This is a genomic window from Pseudomonas sp. PvP089, from assembly GCF_017875165.1.
Classification (GTDB): domain Bacteria; phylum Pseudomonadota; class Gammaproteobacteria; order Pseudomonadales; family Pseudomonadaceae; genus Aquipseudomonas; species Aquipseudomonas fortuita.
In genome coordinates, this window is the sequence record NZ_JAGGME010000001.1 from 6,077,717 (window position 1) to 6,102,078 (window position 24,362).

Annotated in this window: 24 protein-coding genes; 13 read left to right on the plus strand and 11 right to left on the minus strand. The window is 62.9% G+C overall.

What is annotated here, in order from left to right; genetic code table 11:
• Window positions 1–90: 90 nt before the first annotated feature.
• Both J3A71_RS27810 and aguA read right to left on the minus strand, forming a co-directional pair.
• Window positions 91–288: a hypothetical protein gene (locus tag J3A71_RS27810; protein WP_016484427.1), complete on the minus strand. Its 198-nt coding sequence runs from the start codon at window positions 286–288 to the stop codon at window positions 91–93.
• Window positions 289–471: 183 nt separating this feature from the next.
• Window positions 472–1,578, minus strand: a complete 1,107-nt coding sequence (aguA, locus tag J3A71_RS27815; protein WP_095116614.1) for an agmatine deiminase — start codon at window positions 1,576–1,578, stop codon at window positions 472–474.
• Window positions 1,579–1,856: 278 nt separating this feature from the next.
• Here aguA and rfbC point away from each other — a divergent pair, with 278 nt between their 5' ends.
• From rfbC to J3A71_RS27835, 4 genes are read left to right on the plus strand one after another with little or no spacing between them, the layout of a single operon-like run.
• A complete protein-coding gene (gene rfbC / locus J3A71_RS27820) occupies window positions 1,857–2,402 on the plus strand; it encodes a dTDP-4-dehydrorhamnose 3,5-epimerase (protein ID WP_016484425.1) in 546 nt (181 codons plus the stop codon).
• Window positions 2,403–2,444: 42 nt separating this feature from the next.
• Entirely contained in the window at window positions 2,445–4,259 is a 1,815-nt protein-coding gene (locus tag J3A71_RS27825; RefSeq protein ID WP_016484424.1) for an ATP-binding protein, read from the plus strand.
• Window positions 4,256–5,662 carry a sigma-54 dependent transcriptional regulator gene (locus tag J3A71_RS27830; protein ID WP_096425464.1) on the plus strand — a complete coding sequence of 469 codons (1,407 nt, stop codon included), beginning with the start codon at window positions 4,256–4,258 and terminating at the stop codon, window positions 5,660–5,662. The genes J3A71_RS27825 and J3A71_RS27830 overlap by 4 nt, the downstream gene beginning before the upstream one ends.
• A complete protein-coding gene (locus tag J3A71_RS27835; protein WP_016484422.1) occupies window positions 5,662–6,117 on the plus strand; it encodes a YiiD C-terminal domain-containing protein in 456 nt (151 codons plus the stop codon). Before J3A71_RS27830 ends, J3A71_RS27835 begins: the two co-directional genes overlap by 1 nt.
• A 77-nt stretch (window positions 6,118–6,194) precedes the next feature.
• Here J3A71_RS27835 and cysQ read toward each other — a convergent pair whose 3' ends face one another.
• Both cysQ and nudE read right to left on the minus strand, forming a co-directional pair.
• Complete coding sequence (gene cysQ / locus J3A71_RS27840; protein WP_096425463.1) at window positions 6,195–7,013, minus strand: 3'(2'),5'-bisphosphate nucleotidase CysQ; 819 nt, start codon at window positions 7,011–7,013, stop codon at window positions 6,195–6,197.
• On the minus strand, window positions 7,010–7,576 hold the full coding sequence (gene nudE / locus J3A71_RS27845) for an ADP compounds hydrolase NudE (protein ID WP_209953524.1): 567 nt from the start codon (window positions 7,574–7,576) through the stop codon (window positions 7,010–7,012). Before nudE ends, cysQ begins: the two co-directional genes overlap by 4 nt.
• A 64-nt stretch (window positions 7,577–7,640) precedes the next feature.
• On the opposite strand from nudE, the gene yrfG reads away from it, so the two are divergent.
• Window positions 7,641–8,303: a GMP/IMP nucleotidase gene (gene yrfG, locus J3A71_RS27850; RefSeq protein WP_095116612.1), complete on the plus strand. Its 663-nt coding sequence runs from the start codon at window positions 7,641–7,643 to the stop codon at window positions 8,301–8,303.
• Window positions 8,304–8,415: 112 nt separating this feature from the next.
• Here yrfG and lysM read toward each other — a convergent pair whose 3' ends face one another.
• Entirely contained in the window at window positions 8,416–8,856 is a 441-nt protein-coding gene (lysM, locus tag J3A71_RS27855) for a peptidoglycan-binding protein LysM (protein ID WP_016484418.1), read from the minus strand.
• A 177-nt stretch (window positions 8,857–9,033) separates the two neighbouring features.
• Here lysM and fdhD point away from each other — a divergent pair, with 177 nt between their 5' ends.
• From fdhD to J3A71_RS27870, 3 genes are all read left to right on the plus strand, one after another.
• Entirely contained in the window at window positions 9,034–9,864 is an 831-nt protein-coding gene (gene fdhD, locus J3A71_RS27860) for a formate dehydrogenase accessory sulfurtransferase FdhD (RefSeq protein WP_070086869.1), read from the plus strand.
• 5 nt (window positions 9,865–9,869) lie between these two features.
• Entirely contained in the window at window positions 9,870–12,215 is a 2,346-nt protein-coding gene (locus J3A71_RS27865; RefSeq protein ID WP_096425462.1) for an FdhF/YdeP family oxidoreductase, read from the plus strand.
• 196 nt (window positions 12,216–12,411) lie between these two features.
• Window positions 12,412–12,891: a glycine zipper domain-containing protein gene (locus tag J3A71_RS27870; protein ID WP_016484415.1), complete on the plus strand. Its 480-nt coding sequence runs from the start codon at window positions 12,412–12,414 to the stop codon at window positions 12,889–12,891.
• Between the two features lie 54 nt (window positions 12,892–12,945).
• On the opposite strand, the gene J3A71_RS27875 is transcribed toward J3A71_RS27870, so the two are convergent.
• The 3 genes from J3A71_RS27875 to hslO form a co-directional block, all read right to left on the minus strand.
• Window positions 12,946–13,386 (minus strand): thioesterase family protein, encoded by a 441-nt coding sequence (locus J3A71_RS27875; protein WP_016484414.1) that lies wholly within the window; start codon window positions 13,384–13,386, stop codon window positions 12,946–12,948.
• A gap of 212 nt (window positions 13,387–13,598) precedes the next feature.
• Window positions 13,599–15,140, minus strand: coding sequence for a phosphoenolpyruvate carboxykinase (locus tag J3A71_RS27880; RefSeq protein ID WP_060518076.1), 1,542 nt, complete (start codon window positions 15,138–15,140; stop codon window positions 13,599–13,601).
• Between the two features lie 179 nt (window positions 15,141–15,319).
• Complete coding sequence (gene hslO / locus J3A71_RS27885) at window positions 15,320–16,219, minus strand: Hsp33 family molecular chaperone HslO (protein ID WP_095116611.1); 900 nt, start codon at window positions 16,217–16,219, stop codon at window positions 15,320–15,322.
• A gap of 121 nt (window positions 16,220–16,340) precedes the next feature.
• Here hslO and J3A71_RS27890 point away from each other — a divergent pair, with 121 nt between their 5' ends.
• Window positions 16,341–17,135 carry a phosphatase PAP2 family protein gene (locus tag J3A71_RS27890; RefSeq protein WP_016484411.1) on the plus strand — a complete coding sequence of 265 codons (795 nt, stop codon included), beginning with the start codon at window positions 16,341–16,343 and terminating at the stop codon, window positions 17,133–17,135.
• 114 nt (window positions 17,136–17,249) lie between these two features.
• Here the strand turns inward: J3A71_RS27890 and J3A71_RS27895 are convergent, their stop codons facing one another.
• Window positions 17,250–17,651 (minus strand): S4 domain-containing protein, encoded by a 402-nt coding sequence (locus tag J3A71_RS27895; RefSeq protein ID WP_016484410.1) that lies wholly within the window; start codon window positions 17,649–17,651, stop codon window positions 17,250–17,252.
• 109 nt (window positions 17,652–17,760) lie between these two features.
• Here J3A71_RS27895 and J3A71_RS27900 point away from each other — a divergent pair, with 109 nt between their 5' ends.
• Together J3A71_RS27900 and rimK are read left to right on the plus strand one after the other, a co-directional pair.
• A complete protein-coding gene (locus tag J3A71_RS27900) occupies window positions 17,761–18,243 on the plus strand; it encodes an ATP-dependent zinc protease (RefSeq protein WP_024717584.1) in 483 nt (160 codons plus the stop codon).
• Complete coding sequence (gene rimK / locus J3A71_RS27905) at window positions 18,240–19,145, plus strand: 30S ribosomal protein S6--L-glutamate ligase (protein ID WP_012316721.1); 906 nt, start codon at window positions 18,240–18,242, stop codon at window positions 19,143–19,145. The genes J3A71_RS27900 and rimK overlap by 4 nt, the downstream gene beginning before the upstream one ends.
• A 124-nt stretch (window positions 19,146–19,269) precedes the next feature.
• Here rimK and J3A71_RS27910 read toward each other — a convergent pair whose 3' ends face one another.
• The gene (locus tag J3A71_RS27910; RefSeq protein ID WP_016484408.1) at window positions 19,270–20,583 is read right to left on the minus strand and encodes an ATP-binding protein; all 1,314 of its coding nucleotides are present in this window, start codon (window positions 20,581–20,583) and stop codon (window positions 19,270–19,272) included.
• Between the two features lie 13 nt (window positions 20,584–20,596).
• Window positions 20,597–21,337 carry a two-component system response regulator OmpR gene (gene ompR / locus J3A71_RS27915; RefSeq protein WP_016484407.1) on the minus strand — a complete coding sequence of 247 codons (741 nt, stop codon included), beginning with the start codon at window positions 21,335–21,337 and terminating at the stop codon, window positions 20,597–20,599.
• A gap of 217 nt (window positions 21,338–21,554) precedes the next feature.
• Here ompR and J3A71_RS27920 point away from each other — a divergent pair, with 217 nt between their 5' ends.
• Together J3A71_RS27920 and J3A71_RS27925 are read left to right on the plus strand one after the other, a co-directional pair.
• Window positions 21,555–23,879, plus strand: coding sequence for a Tex family protein (locus J3A71_RS27920; protein ID WP_095116607.1), 2,325 nt, complete (start codon window positions 21,555–21,557; stop codon window positions 23,877–23,879).
• Window positions 23,879–24,262 (plus strand): PaaI family thioesterase, encoded by a 384-nt coding sequence (locus J3A71_RS27925; RefSeq protein ID WP_016484405.1) that lies wholly within the window; start codon window positions 23,879–23,881, stop codon window positions 24,260–24,262. The genes J3A71_RS27920 and J3A71_RS27925 overlap by 1 nt, the downstream gene beginning before the upstream one ends.
• Window positions 24,263–24,362: the final 100 nt, after the last annotated feature.

Consider the following 24,362-nt stretch of genomic DNA (forward strand, 5'->3'; position numbering starts at 1 on the left):
CACAGGTGTTTCACAGGTTTCGAGCCATGTGGTGACTCTGTGGGAGCGGGCATGCCCGCGAAGAGGCCGGTACAAGTAATACCGATCCGATCAGTGCCACACCGCCATCAGCGCCTGCATCTCTGCTTCGCTGATCAGCCCTTGAGGGTACCGCCCGGCAAGCAGACGTCGTGGGTCGGTCGTCCTGACCCTGATGCTTCCATGGTGTTTCAACCACTTCGCCAACACCTTGAGCGACTGGTGATTCACTGCCGATGGGCGCAAAGCCGACTCACTTGCTGCATTCATGTCTACACGTACTCCCTGGCCCGTGAGCGGCTAATTTACGTAAGTAATGTTACAGATCCGAGAGCGCGGCCCGGCCGAGCTATCTAATTGAAAAACAATACAAAACGTATGCCAGCCTGGGCGCCGGGTGTCGCCCGAAAAAAAGGCCCGTCAAATGACGGGCCTTTTTAATTCAAGCTGCGTTCAACGCTTGACCGGCGCCGGCTGCTGCTGAGTCAGGCAGTGGATGTTGCCGCCACCCAGCAACAACTCGCGGCCAGGGATCATCACTACTTCGTGGTCAGGGAAGATCTTTGCCAGAATCGCTCTGGCTTCAGCATCTGCCGGGTCGTCAAAGCTCGGCGCAATGATGCCACCGTTGACGATCAGGAAGTTCACGTACGAACCGGCCAGGCGTACCGACGGGTCACGCGCCTGGCTGCCGGCAACCTGATCGACACCGGCGCACTCTTCAGCGGTGGCAAACAGCGGCCCAGGAATCGGCATCTTGTGCACGATGAACTCACGGCCCTTGGCATCGCGGGTGTTTTTCAATACCTCCATGGCGGCGTGGCAGCGCGCATAATTGGGGTCGTTGGAATCATCGGTCCAGGCCAGTAACACTTCACCGGGGCGCACGTAACAGCAGAAGTTGTCGACGTGGCCGTCGGTTTCGTCGTTGTACAGGCCGTCCGGCAGCCACACCACGGTGTCGACCGCAAGCTGATCGCGCAGCACTGCTTCGATCTGCTCGCGGCTCAAGTGCGGGTTGCGGTTACGGTTGAGCAGGCATTCCTCGGTGGTGATCACGGTGCCTTCACCGTCCACGTGGATCGAACCACCCTCAAGCACAAAGCCTTCGGTCTGGTAGCGCTGGCAGCGCTCCATTTCCAGCACCTTGGCGGCCAGTTCCTCGTCGCGGTTCCAGGGTGCGTACAGGCCCCCATCGAAGCCGCCCCAGGCATTGAAGCCCCAATCCACACCGCGTACTTCACCCTGGTCATTGATGACGAAGGTCGGGCCGGTATCACGCACCCAAGCGTCATCGTTGCTGATTTCGACCACACGAATATTTGGCTGGTCGAGCTGGCGACGGGCATTTTCGTACTGGCCAGCGGAGGCGGCGACGGTGACGGGTTCGAAGCGGGCAATGGCCTTGGCCAGGGTGACATGCGCGGCCTGCGCCGGCTTGCCGCCCAGGCGCCAGTTGTCCGGGCGCTCCGGCCACACCATCCACACCTGGGTTTGTGGGGCCCACTCGGCGGGCATGTGGAAACCATCGGCACGGGGCGTGGAGTTGAGGGTTTTCATGGGTGACCTCTGTGATGGCCCTGAGCCGGAGTGTGCTGGGGCGTTTGGCAATTTATAACCGATACATATCGATATTTGAAGCCCAATACATGCATAAAATCCCACCATTCGGCGCTTTCAAATCGATAACAATCGGTAAATAAGTGGAATGGTGTGGGTAATGGAACGGGCTGCCGTCTACCAAAGCCACACCTTATGCATCCTTTTACAGGTACGCGCGGAAATTTCCGACAAGGCCGACTAGGGTCATTACGTGAGCAACGGGCCAGCGAGCCGCTATGAACATCATCCCTACCGCAATCCCTGAAGTACTGATCATCGAGCCGAAGGTTCACGGTGACAGCCGTGGTTTTTTCTTCGAGGCATTCAACGCACGTGAGTTCGCACGGCAAACCGGCGTGCGCACCGAGTTCGTGCAGGACAACCACTCGCGCTCCAACAAGGGCGTGCTGCGCGGCCTGCACTATCAGGTAGAAAACACCCAAGGCAAGCTGGTAAGGGTGGTGCACGGGGAAATCCGCGATGTCGCCGTGGATGTGCGCAAAAGCTCGCCAACCTTCGGCCAATGGGTCGCCGTGCATCTGTCGGCCGACAACCACCGCCAACTCTGGATTCCACCCGGCTTCGCCCATGGTTTTGCGGTGGTGAGCGAGTCGGTCGAGTTCCTCTACAAGACCACCGACTACTACAACCCCGGCGCTGACCGCTGCATCCGTTGGGACGACCCGCAACTGGCCATCGACTGGGGACTGCAGCAGCCACCGGTGCTGTCGGACAAGGACAAAGTCGGCCTGCCACTGGCAGAGGCGGAACTGCTGCCATAACTAGCGCATAATTGCGCCAGACTTTTCTGGCGCATTTACGTGATGATTGCAAAACCCACGCCCCCACGCCGTCCGCGCTGGCGCAGCCTGGCCTTGCTGGCCCTGTGCCTGGCCCCGTTGCTGTGGCCCCTGCATCACTTGGCCGAACGCTATTACCAGGAAGAGCTGGCCTCGCAGAACCGCCAGACCCTCGACCTGTACGTCGCCAACCTGCTCGGCACCCTGCACCGCTACGAAACCTTGCCGCAAATCCTCGGCGACCTGCCGGCGCTGCGTGGCGTGCTGGCCGACCCGTTCCGCCTGGAAGCGGTGACCAACGCCAACCGCCTGCTCAAGGACATCGTGCAGCAGACCGGTGCCGAGGTGATGTACCTGATGGACGTCAGCGGCAACACCTTGGCCGCGTCCAACTGGGACAAACGCGACAGCTTCGTCGGCCGCAACTTCGCCTTCCGCCCGTACTTCAACGAAGCCATGGCCGGCCACCTGGGCCGCTTCTTCGGCCAGGGCACCACCTCGGCCAAACGCGGCTACTTCTTTGCAGCAGCCGTGCGAGACCGCGAGCGAATCGTTGGCGTGCTGGTGGTCAAGGTCGACCTCGACCACACCGAGACCCTTTGGGGCCGCACCCCCGAGCAGCTGTTGCTGACCGATCACAATGGCGTGGTCATCCTGACGTCGCGACCCGACTGGCGCTTCCGTGCCACCCGCACGCTGACCGAGGCCGAGCGCCAGGCCATCATCGCCATCCAGCCCTACCCCACCCAGGCCCCACAACCGCTGATGCTCAACCCGGACGCCTGGATCACCCAGACCCGCGACATCAAGGAAACCGGCTGGCAGGTCAGCATCCTCGCCCCGCGCATGCTGGTCGATCGCTCGGTGCAAACGGTGATGGCCATCGGTGCCGGCACCCTGCTGGTACTGATGCTGCTGGCCGGCCTGGTCATGCAACGGCGGCGCCACTACATCGACCGCATCGACTTCGAAGCCCGTGGCCGTCAGGAGCTGGAAAAGCGCGTGGCCGAACGTACCGCCGACCTTGAAGGCCTGAACACCCGGCTGAAAAATGCCGTGCTGGAACGCGAGAACGCCCAGCAGGAGGCGGTGCGCGCCCAGGATGAACTGGTGCAGGCCGGCAAGCTATCGGTATTGGGCACCATGTCGGCCAGCATCAGCCACGAGCTCAACCAGCCGCTGGCCGCCATCCGCAGTTACGCGGAAAACGCCGAGATCCTGCTGGACCACCAACGCACCGATGACGCCCGCGGCAACCTCAAGCTGATCGGCGAGCTGACCGGGCGCATGGCCTCGATCATCGCCCACCTGCGCGCCTTCGCCCGCCGCGACCGGCATGCTCCGGAAAGCGTGGCCCTGCAGCCCGCCCTGGACGATGCGCTGGCACTGCTTGCCAAACGCCGCCGTGCAATGGCCGTGGAGCTGATCCGCGACCTGCCGGAGGCGACCTTGTGGGTACAGGCCGGTGAAACCCGCCTGCGCCAGGTGCTCGGCAACCTGCTGGCCAATGCCCTCGACGCCCTGACCGAAAAGGCCAACCCACGCCGCTTGTGGCTAAGTGCCGAGCAGCGCGATGACTGCGTCTACCTGTACATCCGCGACAACGGCCCAGGTTTCAGCCGCCAGGCCCTGGAGCACGCCAAGGAGCCGTTCTTTACCACCAAGACCCGCACCCAGGGCCTGGGCCTGGGCCTGGCTATCTGTGAAAGCCTGATGCGCGCCTTGGGCGGTGAGCTGCTGCTGGCCAACCATCCGGAAGGTGGCGCACTGCTGACCCTGCAGCTGCGTGTGGCCGCGCCTGGCGCTACTTTGCCCAATTCGGAGGACCCCTCGGCATGACCACCGAGACATTGATCGACAGCCAAGCCCAGGTCATCCTGGTCGACGATGACCCGCACCTGCGCCAGGCCCTGAGCCAGACCCTGGACCTGGCAGGGCTCAAGGTGGTCGCCCTGGCCGATGCCCAAGGCCTGGCTGACCGTATCGAGGCCGACTGGCCCGGTGTGGTGGTCAGCGACATCCGCATGCCCGGCATCGATGGCCTGCAACTGCTGGAGCAACTGCACGGCCGCGACAGCGAGCTGCCGGTGCTGCTGATCACCGGCCATGGCGATGTGCCGCTGGCGGTGCAGGCGATGCGCGCCGGGGCTTATGATTTTCTGGAAAAACCCTTCGCCACCGACGCGCTGCTCGACAGCGTGCGCCGCGCCCTGGCCCTGCGCCGCCTGGTGCTGGACAACCGCAGCCTGCGCCTGGCACTGAGCGACCGCCAGCAACTGGCCACCCGCCTGGTCGGCCATGCGCCATCCATGCTGCGCCTGCGCGAGCAGATTGGCGCCCTGGCCGGCACCCGCGCCGATGTGCTGATCCTGGGTGAAACCGGCGCTGGCAAAGAGGTGGTGGCGCGCGCCCTGCACGACCTGTCCAGCCGCCGCGACGGTCCGTTCGTGGCGATCAACGCCGGTGCGCTGGCCGAGTCGGTGGTCGAGAGCGAGCTGTTCGGCCATGAGCCCGGCGCGTTTACCGGCGCGCAGAAGCGCCGCATCGGCAAATTCGAGTTCGCCAATGGCGGCACGCTGTTCCTCGACGAGATCGAGAGCATGAGCCTGGATGTACAGGTAAAACTGCTACGCATGTTGCAGGAGCGGGTGGTCGAGCGACTCGGCGGCAACCAGCTGATCCCACTGGATATCCGCATCATTGCCGCAACCAAGGAAGACCTGCGCCAGTCCGCCGAGCAGGGGCGCTTTCGTGCCGACCTGTATTACCGGCTTAACGTGGCGCCGTTGCGTATCCCACCGCTGCGCGAGCGCGGCGATGACATCCTGGTGCTGTTCCAGCACTTCGCCGACGCCGCCAGCCAGCGCCATGGCCTGCCGCCACACACCCTGCAGCCACACCAGCGCGCCGTGCTGCTACGTCACGCCTGGCCAGGCAATGTGCGCGAGTTGCAGAACGCCGCCGAGCGTTTCGCCCTTGGCCTGGAACTGGCCCTGGACGGCCAGACGCCGCCGGCGACGGCACTTGCAGCGCCAATGCCGAGTGGCAACCTCAGCGAACAGGTCGAGCACTTCGAACGCTCGCTGATCGCTGCCGAACTGGCCCAGCCACATGGCTCCATGCGCAGCCTGGCCGAGGCCCTGGGCATCCCCCGCAAGACCCTGCACGACAAGCTACGCAAGCACGGTTTGAGCTTTGACGGCGCCGGCGGCGGGCACGACGATCAAGAGGATCACCGTTGATGAACACCGATAGCCAGTACCTGCAATCCGTACTGCACAGCGATATCCCCCTGACCCGGGAAATGGGCCTGGAAGTAGTCGATTGGCAACAGCACACCCTGCGCCTGCAACTGCCGCTGGCGGCCAACGTCAACCACAAGAGCACCATGTTCGGCGGCAGCCTGTACTGCGCGGCCGTGCTGGTGGGCTGGGGCTGGCTGCACCTGCGACTGCGTGAGCTGGGGATCGATGACGGGCATATCGTCATCCAGGAAGGGCAGATCAGTTATCCGTTGCCGGTTACCGGAGCGGCGGTGGCGCGTTGTGCAGCGCCCGACGAAAAAACCTGGGAACGATTCATAGCCATGTACCAGCGCCGTGGGCGGGCGCGGTTGACGTTGGAAACCACCGTGAGCAATGCCGGGCGTGACGAGCCTGCCGTGAAATTCAGCGGCCAGTACGTTCTGCACCGCTAGCCCGACAGCCGCTTGAAGCAACTGCCTGGCACACAACCCAAAGACTGGCGCAATCCCTGTGGGAGCGGTGAAATCCGTCAGATCAGGTTCAGGAAGGCCTGGCGCCATGCAGCATTGGCCGGCAATGCCAAAAAATACGGGTTAAGCAGCGACTCGCGCGGCGGATACCGGAACGGCAAGCCATCCAGCCCGATCACCTCGCCGCCGGCCCCTTCCACCACACCCTGCGCCGCTGCAGTGTCCCACTGCGAAGTCGGCGCCAGGCGCGGATAACAATCGGCACTGCCCTCAGCCAACAGGCAGAACTTCAACGAGCTGCCAATATTGGCCAGCTCCAGCTCTCCCACAGCGGCCCCAAGGCCGGCCAACAACGCTTCCTGCTCCGGGCTGGAGTGTCGACGGCTGGCCGCCACGGTAAAACGCTCGCCCTGTGCAGGTGCGTTGCGTACCTGAATCAGCTGGGCTGCCTCACCGGCATCTGCACGCCAGGCCCCCATGCCGCGCCCACCAAAATAGCAGCGCCCATTGGTGGGCATCGACACCACGCCAAACACCACCTCGCCGTTTTCGACCAGGGCGATGTTGACCGTGAACTCTTCGCTGCCGGCAATGAACTCCTTGGTGCCGTCCAGCGGGTCGACCAGCCACCAGCGGCTCCAACCCTGACGCTCGGCCAGCGCAATGTTGCAGTCCTCCTCGGACAGCACCGGAATATGCGGCGCCAGCGCCAGCAGGCCATCGGCAATCACCCGGTGCGCCGCCAGGTCGGCGGCGGTAACCGGCGAGTCGTCGGCCTTGTTGGTCACGGCCACATCGGCACGCCAGAACGGCAGGATCGCCTCACCCGCCGACAACGCCAGCTTGACCACTTCGTGCATCAGTTGCAGGTCGTTCATAGCTCCAGCAGCCCCCGCTGAATCAGCAAGTCACGTGTCAGGTAAAGCGCCGCCAGGGCACGTCCCTCGGTGAACTGCGGATGCATGGCCAATGCCGACAGCTCGCGCAGGTTGACCTTGTCGACCCGCATCGGTTCTGGCTCATCGCCTTCCAGGCGCTCTTCGTACAAGTCGGTAGCCAGTACCACCTGGATCTTCTGGCTCATGTAGCCCGGCGACAGCGACAGCTCGGTCAGGTGCTCCAGCTGGCGTGCGCCAAAACCGGCTTCTTCCTTGAGCTCCCGGTCGGCTGCCGCCAGCACGTCTTCGCCCGGCTCGATCAGGCCCTTGGGCAACGACAGCTCGTATTCGTCGGTGCCACCACAGTATTCCTCCACCAGCACGGCGTGCTCGGCGTCGAGGATGGCCACGATCATCACTGCGCCGTAGCCGTTACCCCGGCCCACCAGGCGCTCGTAGGTACGCTCAGTGCCATTGCTGAAGCGCAATTGCACGGCTTCGACGCGAAACAGACGGCTGCTGGCGACGATTTCGCGGCTGAGGACGGTGGGTTTCTGGCGCATGGGGCGGCTCCTTGGCGTGAACGGGTTACTATACCGTGGCTTGCCGACTGATCGAGAGTTTCCCATGCCTGTTATTCCTTGGTCTGCCATCGATACCGTCCTGCTGGACATGGACGGCACCCTGCTCGACCTGCATTACGACAACCGCTTCTGGCTGGAGCACCTGCCCCAGCGCTATGCCGAGCTGCACGGGGTGAGCCGGGCCATGGCGCAAATGGAGCTGCAGCCGCTGTTTGAGCGCAATGCCGGCACCCTGAACTGGTATTGCCTGGACTTCTGGAGCCGCGAGTTGCGCCTGCCGATCCGTGAGCTGAAGCAGGAAATCGCCGACCTGATCGCCCTGCGACCAGACGCCGATACCTTCCTGGCGGCAATCCGCAAGGCGGGCAAACGCGTGGTGATGATCACCAATGCCCACCGTGACTCGCTGTCGCTGAAGCTGGAGCGGGTGGAACTGGCACCGTATTTCGAACGGCTGATCAGCTCGCACGATTACGGCTACCCGAAGGAAAGCCCGCAGTTCTGGGATGCATTACAGGCAGACATCGGCTTTGATCCGCAACGCAGCCTGTTCATCGATGACACACTGGCGATTCTGCGCAGTGCGCGGCAGTTTGGCGTGGGGCACCTGCTGGCGGTGCGCCAGCCGGATAGCAAGGCAGGGCCGCGGGATACCGAAGAGTTTGCGGCCGTCGAGGATTACCGGGAGTTACTGGTAGGCCTATGAGGCCCCATTCGCGGGACAAGCCCGCTCCCAAAGTTGGCCGCTGGGTTCAGGTTCAGCGGTAAAGCTGTGGGAGCGGGCTTGTCCCGGAAGTGGCCGGTACAGGCTGCGAAGATCAGTCAGGAATACGTAGCACCTGCCCCGGATAAATCTTGTCCGGGTGCGACAGCATCGGCTTGTTGGCCTCGAAAATCTTGTTGTACTGGTTGGCGTTGCCGTACACCACGACTGAAATGGCCGATAGCGTGTCGCCCTTTTTCACCGTAATGAACCTGGCCGCCTTCACCACTGGCCCTGTCACTGTAATCTGGTCATCCACGCTGGCCACACCATTGATGTTACCGGCTGCAAGAATGATCTTTTCCTTCTCCTCCTGGCTGGCCACCTCACCCTTGAGGATGATCTTGTCTCCCTCTACAGTGGCTTTGATGTTCGGGTTTCCCAGGCCGACACTTTCCACGTGCTTCTTGAGCTGCTCCTCGGCATTGGCATTGCCGGGGGTCAGCAGGTCGATCAACTTCTCGCCGGCTTCCTTCACGAAACTGAACAGGCTCATTGCGCTCTCCTTGTTGACGAAACCTTGGACTCACGAGTCTAGGCCAGCTTTTCCACTCCCGCCCCCTGTGCGACCAATCGACGCGGTCTATCAAGGCATAGACCCTAGCGATTAGACGCCGCCGGCCCGCAAGCCTAGGCTTGTGCTATCAGAAAGCCGCCGGTATTCAACGCCCCGATGAACAGCAAACCTCCGGTCTGCGCGGCCTCATCGCCTTTGTCCATGCCCGCCGCCAGCAACACCTACGATTACGTCCAGTTAACCGACGCCAGACGCGACAGCACACCGCTGGCCGAAGAAGTGGCCCTGGCCATTGTCTACAACGGCCTCAATCAGGCGGTGATGCTGGTAAGCCCCACCGACCTGGAGGACTTCGCCGTCGGTTTCAGTGTTGGCAGCGGCATTGTCGAAGGGACAGCAGACATCTACGACCTGAAGCTCTCCGGCAGCGGTTCGGCAATGTATGCCGACCTGGAAATTTCCAGCCGGGCGTTCTGGAACCTGAAAAACCAGCGCCGCCAACTGGCCGGCACCAGTGGTTGCGGCCTGTGTGGTGTCGAAGCCCTGGAGCAGGCGCTGCCGGACCTGGCCGTGCTGCCGGGTGCGCCCCTGCCCCCGGCCCAGTGGCTGGTGGGCCTGCGTGAACGCATCGATGCCTTCCAACCGCTGGGCCAGCATTGCGGGGCTGTGCATGCAGCCCTGTTCATGGACCGCCATGGCGAGCTTTTGCTCGGCCGCGAAGACATCGGCCGGCACAACGCCCTCGACAAACTGATCGGCGCCCTGCTGCGCCAAGGCATCGACAGCCAGGGCGGCTTGGCCATCGTCACCAGCCGCTGCAGCCTGGAGCTGATCCAGAAAGTACTGCGTGCCGGCCTCCAGACCCTGGTCAGCCTATCGGCGCCCACCGGCCTTGCCCTGCAATGGGCACGCAAGCACAACCTCAACCTCATCCATTTGCCCAAGCACAGCGCACCGCGGGTCTTCAGCCCGGCGGCGGAGTCGTAACAGCAGTGACCTCTTACCAGCACCTCCCGGACAACGCACCAGCCTCCACCCCTCGCTACAAGCCCTACCACGGCCCAGCCGGTGGCTGGGGCGCGCTGCGCAGCGTGGCCAAGGCATGGGTCGGCAGCGACAACGCACTAAAGAACATTCGCGCCCTGCTCAAGACCAACCAGAACGGCGGCTTCGACTGCCCGGGCTGCGCCTGGGGCGATTCGCCGGAAAGCGGCATGGTCAAGTTCTGCGAGAACGGCGCCAAGGCCGTGAACTGGGAGGCGACCAAGCGGTGCGTCGATGCGGCCTTCTTCGCCCGTTACAGCGTTACCTCGCTGCTGCAGCAAAGCGATTACTGGCTGGAGTACCAAGGGCGCCTGACCGAACCGATGGTCTACGACGGGCCCAGCGACCGTTACCTGCCCATCAGCTGGGATGCCGCCTTCGCCCTGATCGCTCGCGAGCTGAACAAGCTCGCCAACCCTGACCAGGCTGAGTTCTATACCTCGGGGCGCGCCAGCAACGAAGCGGCGTACCTGTATCAGTTGTTTGTGCGCGCCTATGGTACCAACAACTTTCCTGACTGCTCGAACATGTGCCACGAAGCCAGTGGCGTGGCCTTGGGGCAAAGCGTCGGGGTCGGCAAGGGCACCGTCACCTTCGACGACTTCGAGCATGCCGACGCTATTTTTGTCTGGGGGCAGAACCCCGGCACCAACCACCCACGCATGCTCGACCCGCTGCGTGATGCGGTGAAACGTGGCGCCCAGGTGGTGTGCGTAAACCCGCTCAAGGAGCGTGGCCTGGAGCGCTTCCAGCACCCGCAGAACCCGCTGGAGATGCTGACCAACAGTGACCGGCCGACCAACACCGCGTTCTTCCGCCCGGCGCTGGGCGGCGACATGGCGATGCTGCGCGGCATGGCCAAGTTCGTCCTGCAATGGGAACGCGAAGCCCAGGCCAAAGGCGAACCGGCCGTGTTCGACCATGCCTTCATTGCCGAACATGGTCATGGCGTCGACGACTACCTGGCAGTGGTCGATGCCACGCCGTGGGAACACATCCAGGCGCAGTCCGGGCTGACGCTGGCCGACATCGAGCTGGCCGCGCGCATGTACTGCCGTGGCAAGCGGGTGATCATGTGCTGGGCGATGGGCATCACCCAGCACCGCCATTCGGTGCCGACCATCCAGGAAATTGTCAACCTGCAAATGTTGCGCGGCAACATCGGCGCACCCGGCGCCGGTCTGTGCCCGGTGCGCGGCCACAGCAACGTGCAGGGCGACCGCACCATGGGCATCAATGAACGCCCGCCAGTGGCGCTGCTGGACGCCCTCGAAAAGCGTTTTGGCTTCCCCGTGCCCCGGCACAACGGCCACAACACCGTCGAAGCCATCCACGCCATGCTCGACGGCCGCGCCAAAGTATTCATCGGCCTGGGCGGCAATTTCGCCCAGGCCACGCCAGACACCGAGCGTACTGCCCAAGCACTGCGCAACTGCGAGCTGACCGTGCATATCAGCACAAAGCTCAACCGCAGCCACCTGGTGCACGGCAAGCAGGCGCTGATCCTGCCGTGCCTGGGCCGCACCGACATCGACCTGCAGGCCGACGGGCCGCAGGCGGTGACGGTGGAAGACTCGTTCAGCATGGTGCACGCCTCCAACGGCCAGCTGAAGCCGCTGTCGACGCAAATGCGCTCGGAACCTGCAGTGATTGCCGGCATCGCCGCTGCCACCCTGGGCAAGCAACCGGTGGACTGGCACTGGCTGGTGGCCGACTACGACCGCATCCGCGACCTGATCGGCGATACCATCGCGGGCTTCAGCGGTTTCAACCAGCGCTTGCAGCGTCCAGGCGGTTTTTACCTGGGTAACAGCGCTGCCAGTCGCGAATGGAAGACCAGCAGCGGCCGGGCCAACTTCAAGGCCAACCTGCTGCCGGATTCGTTGCTCGATGAGCGCGTGCGCGCCAGTGGCCAACTGCCCGACCTGATCATGCAGTCGATGCGCTCGCACGATCAGTACAACACCACCATCTACGGCCTGGACGACCGTTACCGGGGCGTGCGCGGCCAGCGCGAAGTGCTGTTCGCCAACGAAGCCGACATCATCCGCCTGGGCTTCCAGCCGGGGCAAAAGGTCGACATCGTGTCGCTGTGGGGTGATCAGCATGTGCGCCGGGTGCAGGGCTTCACCCTGCTGGCCTTCGACATCCCGGCCGGGCAGGCAGCGGCGTATTACCCCGAGGTGAACCCGCTGGTGCCACTGGAAAGCATTGGCGATGGCAGCCATACGCCGACCTCGAAGTTCATTGCCATCAAACTGGAGCGCGCACGGGACGACGGGCGTATTCTGTAGAAACGAAAAAAGCCCTGTTCCATGGCGGTTCAGGGCTTTGTCATAAAGGTCTCAGACAGCCGAAAAACGATAAAGTTTCACAGCAAATACAGTAACTTAGAGAATTGTGTACAACTCGTGTTACTCGTCGGATTTCCGTTGCCAGCCACGCCGCTTAGCCTCAAATTCGCCTCGTCATCCCTATGAGGCTCTCTTGATGAAGAAGTACTCCTCGATTTTGTTGTTGTCTTTCAGCTTGCTCAGCGGCGTTGCCATGGCAGGCGGCAATACCGAGGCCGGCATTGGCGGCGCATTGGGTGGGGTACTCGGCTCCGTAGTGGGTAACTCCATCGGCGGTAGCACCGGCGGCGCCATTGGTGCCGGTCTGGGCGGCGCAGCCGGCGGTGCCCTGGGTGCCGACAAGCGCCAGCGTGGCGAGGCCGCTATCGGCGGCGCACTGGGCGCTGCAGGCGGTAACGTGGTCGGTCGCTCGGTGGGCGGCACCACCGGTAGCTACATTGGCGCAGCAGCCGGCGGTGGTGCCGGTGGCGCGCTGGGTAACTACATGGGCAACAAAGCCGACGAAGACGAGCGTCATGATGATCGCCGCTACCGTCGCGGCTACGACGACCGTCGCCACTACGACCGTGGTCGCCACTACGGCCACCGCAAGCACAAGCGCCACTGGCGCGACTGATGCCGCGGGCCCTGCCCCGGCAGCAAAAGCCCCGCCCCTGCCGGCGGGGCTTTTTTATGCCTGCTGTTCCAGTACCAGGCCAGACAGGACCACTTGCAGCGGTTCAGGCAGCACCGCAGGACGACCACTGGCACGCTCGATGAACACCTGCACTACCGTGCCTGCAGCACACGCCTCCGGTTCCCCCGGGCGGAACAGCGCCAGGCGGTACTCCACCGTACTACCCGCCAGGCGCGTCACTCCCAAGCCCACTTCGAGCACGTCGGGAAAGCCTGGCAGCGCATAGAAATCCGCAGCCGAACTGACCACGAATGCCGCCAGTTCACCGTCACGCAGGTCCACCTCGGCCTGTTCGGCGAGGAAGGCCTGGATCGCCGTTTCGAAAAAGCCATGCACGGTAGCACCGGCGATATGGCCATTGACGTCGTTGTCCGAAGGGCGGGTGAGGATGGGGTGGAAGTGGTAGAAGGCAGTGCGCTGAGGGGATTCGGTCATCTGTCTGGCTCTTGTCTTCGCAAATGTTGCTGACAGTGAAACAGAAATTCCAGATTTCCGCTGCCTGAGCCGGCCTCTTCGCGGGTAAACCCGCTCCCACAGAAATCGCCGTATCTGTGGGAGCGGGTTTACCCGCGAAGAGGCCGGCTCAGGATATCGTTCAAAAAAAAAGCCGCCCCAAAGGGCGGCCTTCTTGTAGCGCTGGGCTCAGCTTACAGCTGTGGGCCAGCAGCCTTGATGGCGTCGGAAACTTCGAACTTCTTGAAGTTTTCGATGAACAGCTTGGCCAGGCCTTTGGCGGCCTCGTCGTAGGCAGCTTTGTCAGCCCAGTTGGTGCGTGGGTTGAGCAGCTCGGTTTCAACACCTGGGACGACTTTTGGTACGTCCAGGTTGATGATGTCCAGGTGCTCGGTTTCGGCACCGACCAGCGCGCCGCTCTGGATTGCAGCGATCACCGCGCGGGTAGTCGGGATGCTGAAGCGCTTGCCAACACCGTAGCCACCGCCGGTCCAGCCGGTGTTGACCAGGTAAACCTTGGAGTTGAAGCCGTTGATACGCTTGATCAGCAGCTCGGCGTACTCGCCAGCCGGGCGCGGGAAGAACGGTGCGCCGAAGCAGGTGGAGAAGGTCGACTTGATGCCGCCGCCCGAACCCATTTCGGTAGAACCGACCAGCGCGGTGTAACCGGACAGGAAGTGGTAGGCCGCCTGCTCGTTGTTCAGGATCGAAACCGGAGGCAGAACACCGGTCAGGTCGCAGGTCAGGAAGATGACCGCATTAGGCTCGCCGCCCAGGTTCGCTTCGGAACGCTTGGCAACGTGCTCCAGCGGGTAGGCAGCACGGCTGTTCTGGGTCAGGCTGACGTCGGTGTAGTCGGCGTGCTTGTTGGCGTCGAGAACGACGTTTTCCAGCACTGCGCCGTGCTTGATGGCTTTCCAGATGACCGGCTCGTTCTTCTCGGACAGGTCGATGCACTTGGCGTAGCAGCCGCCTTCCATGTTGAAGACAACGCCTTCGCCCCAGCCGTGCTCGTCGTCGCCGATCAGGTAACGGCTTTCGTCGGCCGACAGGGTGGTCTTGCCAGTGCCGGACAGGCCGAAGAACAGGGTCACATCGCCTTCTTCGCCGATGTTGGCCGCGCAGTGCATTGGCAGTACGTCGGCAGCCGGCAGCAGGAAGTTCTGCACCGAGAACATGGCTTTCTTCATTTCGCCGGCATAGCGCATGCCTGCGATCAGCACCTTCTTGGCGGCGAAGTTGATGATGACGCAGCCGTCGGAGTTGGTGCCATCACGCTCAGGCTCGCACACGAAGTTGGCAACGTTGAGCACCTGCCACTGGTCGCGGCCAGCCGGGTTGTACTGCTCCGGGTTGATGAACAGGCAACGGCCGAACAGGTTCTGCCAGGCGGTCTGGGTGGTCATCTTCACCGGCAGGTAGTGGTCGACGGCTGCCCCTACGTGAACGTAGGAAACGAAGTGATCCTGGGCGTTGTTGAACGCCTCGACGCGGTCCCACAGGGCGTCGAACTTGTCGGCCGGGAACTTGCGGTTGATCGGGCCCCAGGAAATAGCGTCCTGAGTGGAAGGTTCTTCGACGATGAAACGGTCAGCCGGCGAACGGCCAGTACGGTGACCAGTCTCCACGACCAGTGCGCCAGTATCGGCTAGTACGCCTTCACCGCGTTGCAGCGCTTCTTTTACCAGCTCATCGACGCTCAGGTCGGTGTACACGGTGTTGTTGGCTTGCGTCATGAGATACCCCATCCGGCCCGAGGCCGAGTGCTCCAAACGTTTTGTAGTTGTCTTGAAAAAACTACTACAGCGAAAAAAGTGGCCGGATTATGCCAGAAACGCCCAAAAAAAGTAGGCCCCTCCTGTCAGAACTGCGCTTTTGCGCAATTCGACAGGAGATTGTCCTGTGATTAAACGTTTCAGTGGCGAGTTTCTGAGGCCACGTCTGTGCCGCCACCGGCAAACAGTTGCGCCACATCGCTGGCATCGAAGAAATAGCGCTCGTTGCAGAACTGGCAATCGATCTCCACCTGGCCGCCGCACTCTTCCACCAATGCCTTGGCGTCCTGTTCGCCAAGGCTGACCAGCGCATTGCCGGAACGCTCTCGCGAACAGCTGCAATTGAAGCGCAACGGCTGGATGTCGAACAGGCGCACGGCATCTTCATGGTACAGGCGATGCAGCAACGTTTCGTTGTTTTCAGCCCACTCTTCAGGCTTGAGGGTCTTGGCCAGGGCCACCACGTGCTGCCAGCTGTCCTCACGCTCTTCATCATCCGGCTGGCGATCACGCGGCAGCTGCTGCAGCAGCAGACCGCGGGCCTTGCCGTTTTCGGCGTTGAGCCAGAAGCGCGTGTTCAGCTGCTGGGACTGGACGAAGTAGTTGGTGAAACATTCCGACAGGTTGGCGCCATCAAGGTCGACAGTACCCTGGTAGCGCTGGCCCTTGATCGGGTCGATGGTCAGGGTCAGGTGGCCGTCGGGCATCAGCTGCGACAGTGTGGCATCCGCCGGGATCTGGTCCGCTTCGTAGCGGGCCATGCCGCGGATTTCCCGGTCGCCGGAACATTCCACCATCAGCAGCGGAATCGGCCCAGCCGAGCGCGCCTGCAAAATCAGCAAGCCATCAAACTTCATCGCGCCCACCAGCAACGCGGTGGCGGCCATCAGCTCGCCGAGCAGCGCCTTGACCGGCTGAGGGTACTCGTGACGCGCCAACACTGCGGCATAGCTGTCATCGAGAGACACCCACTCGCCGCGCACATCGCGCTCGTCGAAGATGAAACGTTGGGTGAAATCGGTATCAGGCAAATCGCTCATAGGTTTCGGCTATCTAAAAAATGATGACAAAATGGTTACAAGGGTTGTCGAGAACCTGCGAGAACCCGTTACAGAGCGCTCACAAGGCGCTCCGATTTCCTGTTTGCAATAGAGGCATTTTATGGACAATCGACCACTGTTCCAAGCAAGGTGGTCCTGGGGGCCATTGGCAGCCTGTACGCTGCTTTCCGTCGCTCTACTGTGTTTCTGGTTATGGCCTTTTGGCCAGATCCTGTGCCTGACTTTCGACGAGTGGCTGTTCCGCAGCCTGAATGCGCCCTTGGCCGACAGCACTACCTGGCGCTACATCTGGACCGTCGGCAGCCTGCGCCCGTTCGACATCGTCGTCGGCCTGATCCTGCTGGCAGTGCTCATCCGTGGTGACTGGGTGTTCAAGGCAGCTCAGGTTCGCCAAGCGTTTTTCGGCTTTCTGGTCACGCTACTCCTCTTAGTGGTGATTCGCGCGCTGTTTTCCAAGTGGGTGGATGCAGCTGGCTGGCAGCACAAGAGCCCGTCGATGATGTTCGACGAGGTGGTGCACCTGAGTGACTACTACCCGAACCTGGAAGCCGCCTGGGAGCTCAAGGACCGTTCCAGCAAGAGTTTCCCGGGGGATCACGCCTCGGTACTGCTGATCTGGGCGCTGTTCATGAGCGTGTTCAGCCGCCGCCTGGTGCAGTACCTGGTGATCTGGGGGCTGGCGGTGCTGTTCATGCTGCCGCGCCTGGTAGCCGGCGCCCACTGGGGGCAGGATGACTACATCGGCGGGTTGCTGATGGCAGTGCTGGCGTTGGGCTGGAGCTATTACACGCCGCTGGCGGCCAAGGGCAGTGAGGCGTTGATGCGCTGGACTGCACCGTTGTTCAACCTGCTGGCCAGGTTACCGCTTGTCGGGCGGATGGCCGTGCTCCGCTAGACCCTTGGGGCTGCTACGCAGCCCTTTCCGACCGGTCCGGCGCCCCGGCATGGCCGCTCCCACAAAGCGCTGTGGGCGCTGGCTTGCCGGCGATGGGCCGCTAAGCGGCCCCGGCTATTCATAGCTCCCATGCAACTGGTGAATCTGCCGCCGCTGCTTCTTGGTTGGCCGCCCATCGGTAGTCACCCCCATGGCGCCCGCCTTGCGCATTTCGGCCGCCTGCTCACGGCGGCGCAGGCTTTCTTCGGTTTCCTCGTACAGCGTCTGCGCTTCTGGCGCCCCACGCCGCACCACCGACAACGCCTTCACCACCACGGTGCGCTCATCGAACCCGGTGCGCAGCACAAATTCGTCGCCCACTCGCGGCTCCTTGCCTGGCTTGCAACGCTCGCCCCGGCAATGCACCTTGCCGCTCTCGATCGCTGCCTTGGCCAGCGCCCGCGTCTTGTAGAAACGCGCCGCCCATAGCCACTTGTCCAGGCGAACCTTGTCGTCGTCTTCGGCTTTTTGTGCCATCCCGTTACCTCGGATTCTGTCTTTCATCGAACTGTACTACCTTCACATACGGATGCAAAAAGTCCCCGCCATGCTTACAGTTCACCACCTCATTCGCAGGGTGCGCTTCGTGAAGACATTTGACCATTTGAAAGTGATCGGCCTGCGTGAATGGATAGCCCTGCCCGACCTTGGCGTGGCAGGGCTGCGCGCCAAGATCGACACTGGTGCCAGCACCTCCAGCCTGCACGCTACCGAAGTGGAACCGTTCGAGCGCGACGGCCAGCCCTGGGTCCGCTTCACGGCGCACCTGGGCTCTGTGGTGCAGTTGCGCCACCGCCGCTGCGAGGCGCCACTGGTGACCATGAAGACCATCAAGAGCTCCAACGGGCACGCCCAGACCCGCTACGTCATTCGCACGTCACTGGCGCTGGGCGATGGTGTGTGGGAGGTGGAGTTCACACTCGCCTGCCGCAAGAACATGCGTTACCGCCTGCTGCTCGGTTCCAAGGCCCTGATCCACGGCCAGCTGGTGGTCAACCCTGGCCTGAAGTACGTACAAGACAAACCGGCCTTCCCGGCCACCCTTTCCCCTGTCACAGGTGCTGCATGAAGATCGCTGTGCTGTCGCGCAATCCGCGTCTGTATTCCACCCGCCGCCTGGTCGAAGCCGGTACCCAGCGTGGCCACGAAATGGTGGTGATCGATACCCTGCGGGCCTACATGAACATTGCCAGCCACAAGCCGCAGATCCATTACCGCGGCAAGCCGCTGGAGGGCTTCGATGCCGTGATCCCGCGCATCGGCGCTTCCGTCACCTTTTACGGCTGCGCAGTGCTGCGCCAGTTCGAAATGATGGGCGTGTACCCGCTCAACGAATCGGTAGCCATTGCCCGTTCGCGCGACAAACTGCGCTCGCTGCAATTGCTGTCGCGTCGCGGAATCGGCCTGCCCATTACCGGCTTCGCCCATTCACCCGACGACATTCCCGACCTGATCCAGATGGTTAATGGCGCGCCGTTGGTAATCAAGGTGCTGGAGGGCACCCAGGGCATTGGCGTGGTGCTGTGCGAAACCACCCAGGCTGCCGAGTCGGTGATCGAGGCGTTCATGGGGCTCAAGCAGAACATCATGGTTCAGGAGTACATCAAGGAGGCTGGCGGGGCCGACATTCGCTGCTTCGTGGTGGGAGACAAGGTGATTGCCTCGATGAAGCGTCAGGCCAAGCCGGGCGAGTTCCGCTCCAACCTGCATCGGGGGGGCGTCGCCAGCCTGATAAAAATCACCCCTGAAGAGCGGATTACCGCGATCCGGGCGGCCAAGGTGATGGGTTTGAGCGTGGCGGGGGTGGATATCTTGCGGTCCAACCATGGGCCATTGGTGATGGAGGTGAACTCGTCGCCGGGGCTGGAGGGGATCGAGGTGACCACCGGCAAAAACGTGGCCGGGATGATCATCGAGCACCTGGAGAAGAACGGCGGGCCAAATCAGACCCGGACCAAAGGCAAGGGCTGATTCAAGCCTGTACCGGCCCTATCGCCGGCAAGCCAGCTCCCACAGGATTACCACAACCTCCAGGCTTGTAGATTACCTGTGGGAGCTGGCTTGCCGACGATAGGGCCGGTGCGGTCAACCAGATTCATACAGCATTACGCGGCAGCAATAGCCCCAGCGGCAACCGCACCCGCGCTTCGATCCCCCCGCCAGACCGATTACGCAGCTCCACATTCCCGCCATGCTGGGCGGCGATCCGCTTGACGATCGCCAGCCCCAGCCCGGTGCCCTTGCCGCCCCGTGCCCGATCCCCACGAATGAACGGATTGAAGATGGTCTCCAGCTCCGACTCGTCGATCCCGGTGCCACGGTCCAGCACGCTCAGCACCACGTACGGTGCGCTCTCGTCACCCGACACATAGGCCGCCACTTCGACCCCCTTGCCAGCATGGTGCAGGGCGTTGCCGATGAGGTTGCCCAACATGCGCTTGAGCGAAACGCGACGCAGCGGGAATGGAGGAATTGGCTCCAGGCACAGGCGCACACGTTCTTTCGGCTGGTTGTACGGCGCCACGACTTCACGCACCAGGTCAGCCAGGTCGACCTCTTCCACCGGCTCGTCACGGCCATCGCGGATGAAGGCCAGGAACTGATCGAGGATCGCATCCATGTCCTCGATATCGCGAACCATGTCGTCACTCAGGTCGCTGTCGCTGTTCAGCAATGACAACGACAGGCGCAGACGCGTCAACGGTGTGCGCAGGTCGTGGGAAACCCCGGCCAGCATCAGCTCGCGCTCGCGCCCGGCTTGTTCGACATCTTCGGCCATCTGGTTGAAGGCCTTGTATACCTCGGTCATCTCGCTGGGCGTGTCGCTGATCGGCAGACGCACACTGCGACCCTGGCCCAGCTGACGAGCGGCGAACACCAGGCGCTTGAGCGGCTGGTTCAACTGGCGCACGAAGATCCAGGCCGACGCGGTGGACAACAGGCCGATGGCCAGGAACCAACCCAGCACGTTCCAGATTTTCTGCCCACGCAGCGGGTGTGGGTACAGTGGCACTTTCAGCCAGCCAGGGCCCAGGCTTGGCGCATTGACCCACAACGCCGGTGGCGCATGGATGCGCAGCCGCACCTCGGTGTCTTCGCCCAGCTCCGCCTGCATCTGCCGTTGGTAGATTTCACTGTAGGGCCAGTGCTGCTCACCCTCGGGCACACCCGACCCGGTCACGCGGATGAGGCCCGCCGCTTCGGCAATCCTGTCGCGGTTTTCTTCGTCGGCAGCCCAATAGGCGCGCAAGGTCAACGCCACACCGTGGCTGTACTGACGGTCGACCAGCACGTCCTCGTTCATCAGCAGGTAGACCAGGGTCAAAGCCTTGCTGAACAGGACGACGATCAACACCAGCCACAGGGTGCGGGCGAAGAAACTCTGCGGAAACCAGAGCGGTGTTTTCATGGACGACGCAGCATCATTTGCCCGCGTTTCCGTCTGGCACGAACACGTAGCCCACGCCCCAGACGGTCTGGATGTAACGCGGCTTGGACGGGTCCGGCTCGATCATGCGGCGCAGGCGCGAAATCTGCACGTCGATGGAACGCTCCAGTGCATCCCACTCCCGACCACGGGCCAGGTTCATCAGCTTGTCGCGGGTCAGCGGCTCGCGGGCGTGCATCACCAGGGCCTTGAGCACGGCGAACTCGCCGGTGGTGAGCATGTGCACTTCGTCGCCACGCTTGAGTTCGCGGGTGGCCAGCGACAGCTCGTAATCACCGAAGGTGACCGATTCGTCCTCACTGCCAGGTGCACCTGGCACGGCAGGCGCCTGGCGGCGCAACACAGCCTTGACGCGGGCCATCAGCTCATCCGGGTTGAACGGCTTGCCCAGGTAGTCGTCAGCGCCCAGTTCCAGGCCCTTGATACGGCTCAGCTCGTCGCCCTTGGCGGTGAGCATGATGATCGGGATCTGGTTGTTCTGCTGGCGCAGGCGCTTGCACGCAGACAGGCCATCCTCGCCCGGCAGCATCAGGTCGAGCACCACCAGGTTGAACACCTCGCGCTGCAGCAGGCGGTCCATCTGCTCGGTGTTGGGCACCGCGCGGGCACGGTAGCCCTTGCTGGTGAAGAAACGTTCCAGCAGGCTGCTGAGCCCCGGATCGTCGTCGACGATGAGAATCTTGTCACCTTCAGCGGTGTTTGCGGTGCCGGTCATGAATAACTCCTCTGATATCGCCGCGCATTATGGCGTAGCCATTGCTGCACGTTGCGTGAGCATTGTTAGCAGATTTTTCCCCCGGCGCCAGTTCCAGCTGGCTGGGCGCCATCACCGCAAGCCGTTTGCGATGGGTATAATGCGCGGCTTTCATCCAGCGCCGCCGGGATAAAAGCCCACAGGCGACCCCCGTATTCACAAATGTCAGGTGGTTTACATGGACAGCATCAACAGCCGTATCGCCGAGGAACTGGGCGTACGCCCCCAGCAGGTCGAGGCGGCCGTGGGCCTGTTGGACGAAGGCTCGACCGTGCCCTTCATCGCCCGTTACCGCAAGGAAGTGACCGGTAGCCTGGACGACACCCAGCTGCGCCATCTGGAAGAGCGCCTGCGCTACCTGCGCGAACTCGACGACCGTCGCGCCAGCATCCTGTCCAGCATCGAGGAACAGGGCAAGCTGACCCCTGAACTGGCCCGCGAAATCAAGCTGGCCGACACCAAGACCCGCCTCGAAGACCTGTACCTGCCGTACAAGCAAAAGCGCCGCACCAAGGGCCAGATCGCCCTGGAAGCCGGCCTCGGCGAGCTGGCGGACGGCCTGTTCAACGATCCGGGCCTTGTGCCAGAGAGCGAAGCCGCACGCTTCGTCAACGCCGAAAAGGGCGTGGCCGACGTCAAGGCCGCGCTGGAGGGCGCCAAGTACATCCTGATGGAGCGCTTTGCCGAGGACGCCGCCCTGCTCGACAAGCTGCGCAATTTCCTCAAGCAGGAGGCCGTGCTCAGCGCCCGCGTGGTAGCCGGCAAGGAGGAAGAGGGCGCCAAGTTCCGCGACTACTTCGCCCACGACGAACTGCTGCGCAACGCACCGTCGCACCGTGCCCTGGCAATCTTCCGCGGGCGCAACGAAGGTGTGTTGAGCGCCTCGCTGAAAGTGGGCGAAGAACTGCCTGGCACCCTGCACCCGTGCGAAGTGATGATCGGCCACCACGTCGGCGTCGAAAACCGCGGCCGCCCGGCCGACAAATGGCTGGGCGAGGTGGTGCGCTGGACCTGGAAGGTCAAGCTGTACACCCACCTGGAAACCGACCTGTTCGGCGAACTGCGCGACAACGCCGAAGGCGAGGCAATCAACGTGTTCGCCCACAACCTGCACGACCTGCTGCTGGCCGCCCCGGCCGGCCCGCGCGCCACCCTGGGCTTCGACCCGGGCCTGCGCACCGGTTGCAAGATCGCCGTGGTCGACGCCACCGGCAAGCTGCTGGACTACACCACGGTGTATCCGCACGCGCCGAAGAATGACTGGGACCGCACCCTATCCATCATGGCTGCACTGTGCGCCAAGCACTCGGTGGAGCTGATCGCCATCGGCAACGGCACCGCCAGCCGCGAAAGCGACAAGCTGGTGGCAGAGCTGGTGAAAAAATACCCAGCGCTGAAAATCACCAAGATCATGGTTTCCGAAGCCGGCGCTTCGGTGTACTCGGCATCGGAACTGGCCGCCCGCGAGTTCCCGGACCTGGACGTGTCGATCCGTGGCGCCGTTTCGATTGCCCGCCGCCTGCAGGACCCGCTGGCGGAGCTTGTGAAGATCGACCCGAAATCCATCGGTGTCGGCCAGTACCAGCACGACGTGTCCCAGCTGAAACTGGCGCGTGGCCTGGACGCCGTGGTCGAGGACTGCGTGAACGCCGTGGGCGTGGACGTGAACACCGCCTCGGTGGCGCTGCTGACCCGTATCTCCGGCCTTAACGCCACGCTGGCGCAGAACATCGTCGCCCATCGCGATGCCAACGGCCCGTTCGCCACCCGTGCAGCCCTGAAAAAGGTCAGCCGCCTGGGTGAAAAAACCTTCGAACAGGCCGCCGGCTTCCTGCGTGTGATGAACGGCGACAACCCGCTGGACGCCTCCGCGGTGCACCCGGAGGCCTATCCGCTGGTGCAGCGCATCGCCGCCGACACCGACCGCGACATCCGCTCGCTGATCGGCGACAGCAGCTTCCTCAAGCGCCTGGACCCGAAGAAGTTCACCGACGAGTCCTTCGGCCTGCCGACCGTCACCGATATCCTGCAAGAGCTGGACAAGCCTGGCCGCGACCCACGGCCCGAGTTCAAGACCGCCACCTTCCAGGACGGCGTCGAAGACCTCAAGGACCTCGAACCCGGCATGATCCTGGAGGGTGTGGTGACCAACGTCACCAACTTTGGCGCCTTCGTCGACATCGGCGTGCACCAGGACGGCCTGGTGCACATCTCGGCGCTGTCGGAGAAGTTCATCAAAGACCCGCGTGAAGCGGTCAAGGCCGGCGACGTGGTCAAGGTCAAGGTCATGGAAGTGGATATCCCGCGCAAGCGTGTCGGCCTGTCCATGCGCATGAGCGACACCCCAGGCGAAAAAGTCGAAGGCAACCGCGGTGGCAACCGTGGCAATGGCGGCAACCGCCAGCAGCCGGCCCAACGCCCGCGTGAAACCGCCACCGCCGCGCCGGCCAACAATGCCATGGCCTCCCTGTTCGCCAACGCCAAGCAGTTGAAGAAGAAGTGATGGACGTACCCCGCGAATACGTCGAAAGCGCCTTCAGCCAGCTGCTGGGCTGCCGCCTGCAACGCCTGGACACGGGTGTTGCAGAGGTGGCCCTGCCGCTGGAGCCGCACTTGCGCAACCGTGGCCAGAAGCTGCACGGCGGGGCGATCTTCAGCCTGGTGGACATCGCCATGGGCCTGGCCTGCTCGGCCAGCCATGGCTTTGACCAGCAAAGCGTCACCATCGAGTGCAAGATCAACTACATGCGCGCCGTCAGCGATGGCGAAGTGCTGTGTACCGCCCGTGTGCTGCACGCCGGGCGGCGAACCCTGGTGGTCGACGCCGACGTAGTCCAGGGCGACAAGCTGGTGGCAAAAGCGCAAGGAACCTTCGCGGTTCTCTAGCTCACCAAGCAGTATCTGCGGTATTTTCAGCAGTGCGCTGGCACTGCTGGAACCCGCGTAAACCAGGCGACAACGCCAGTTCCTTTCTTCCTACCCTTGT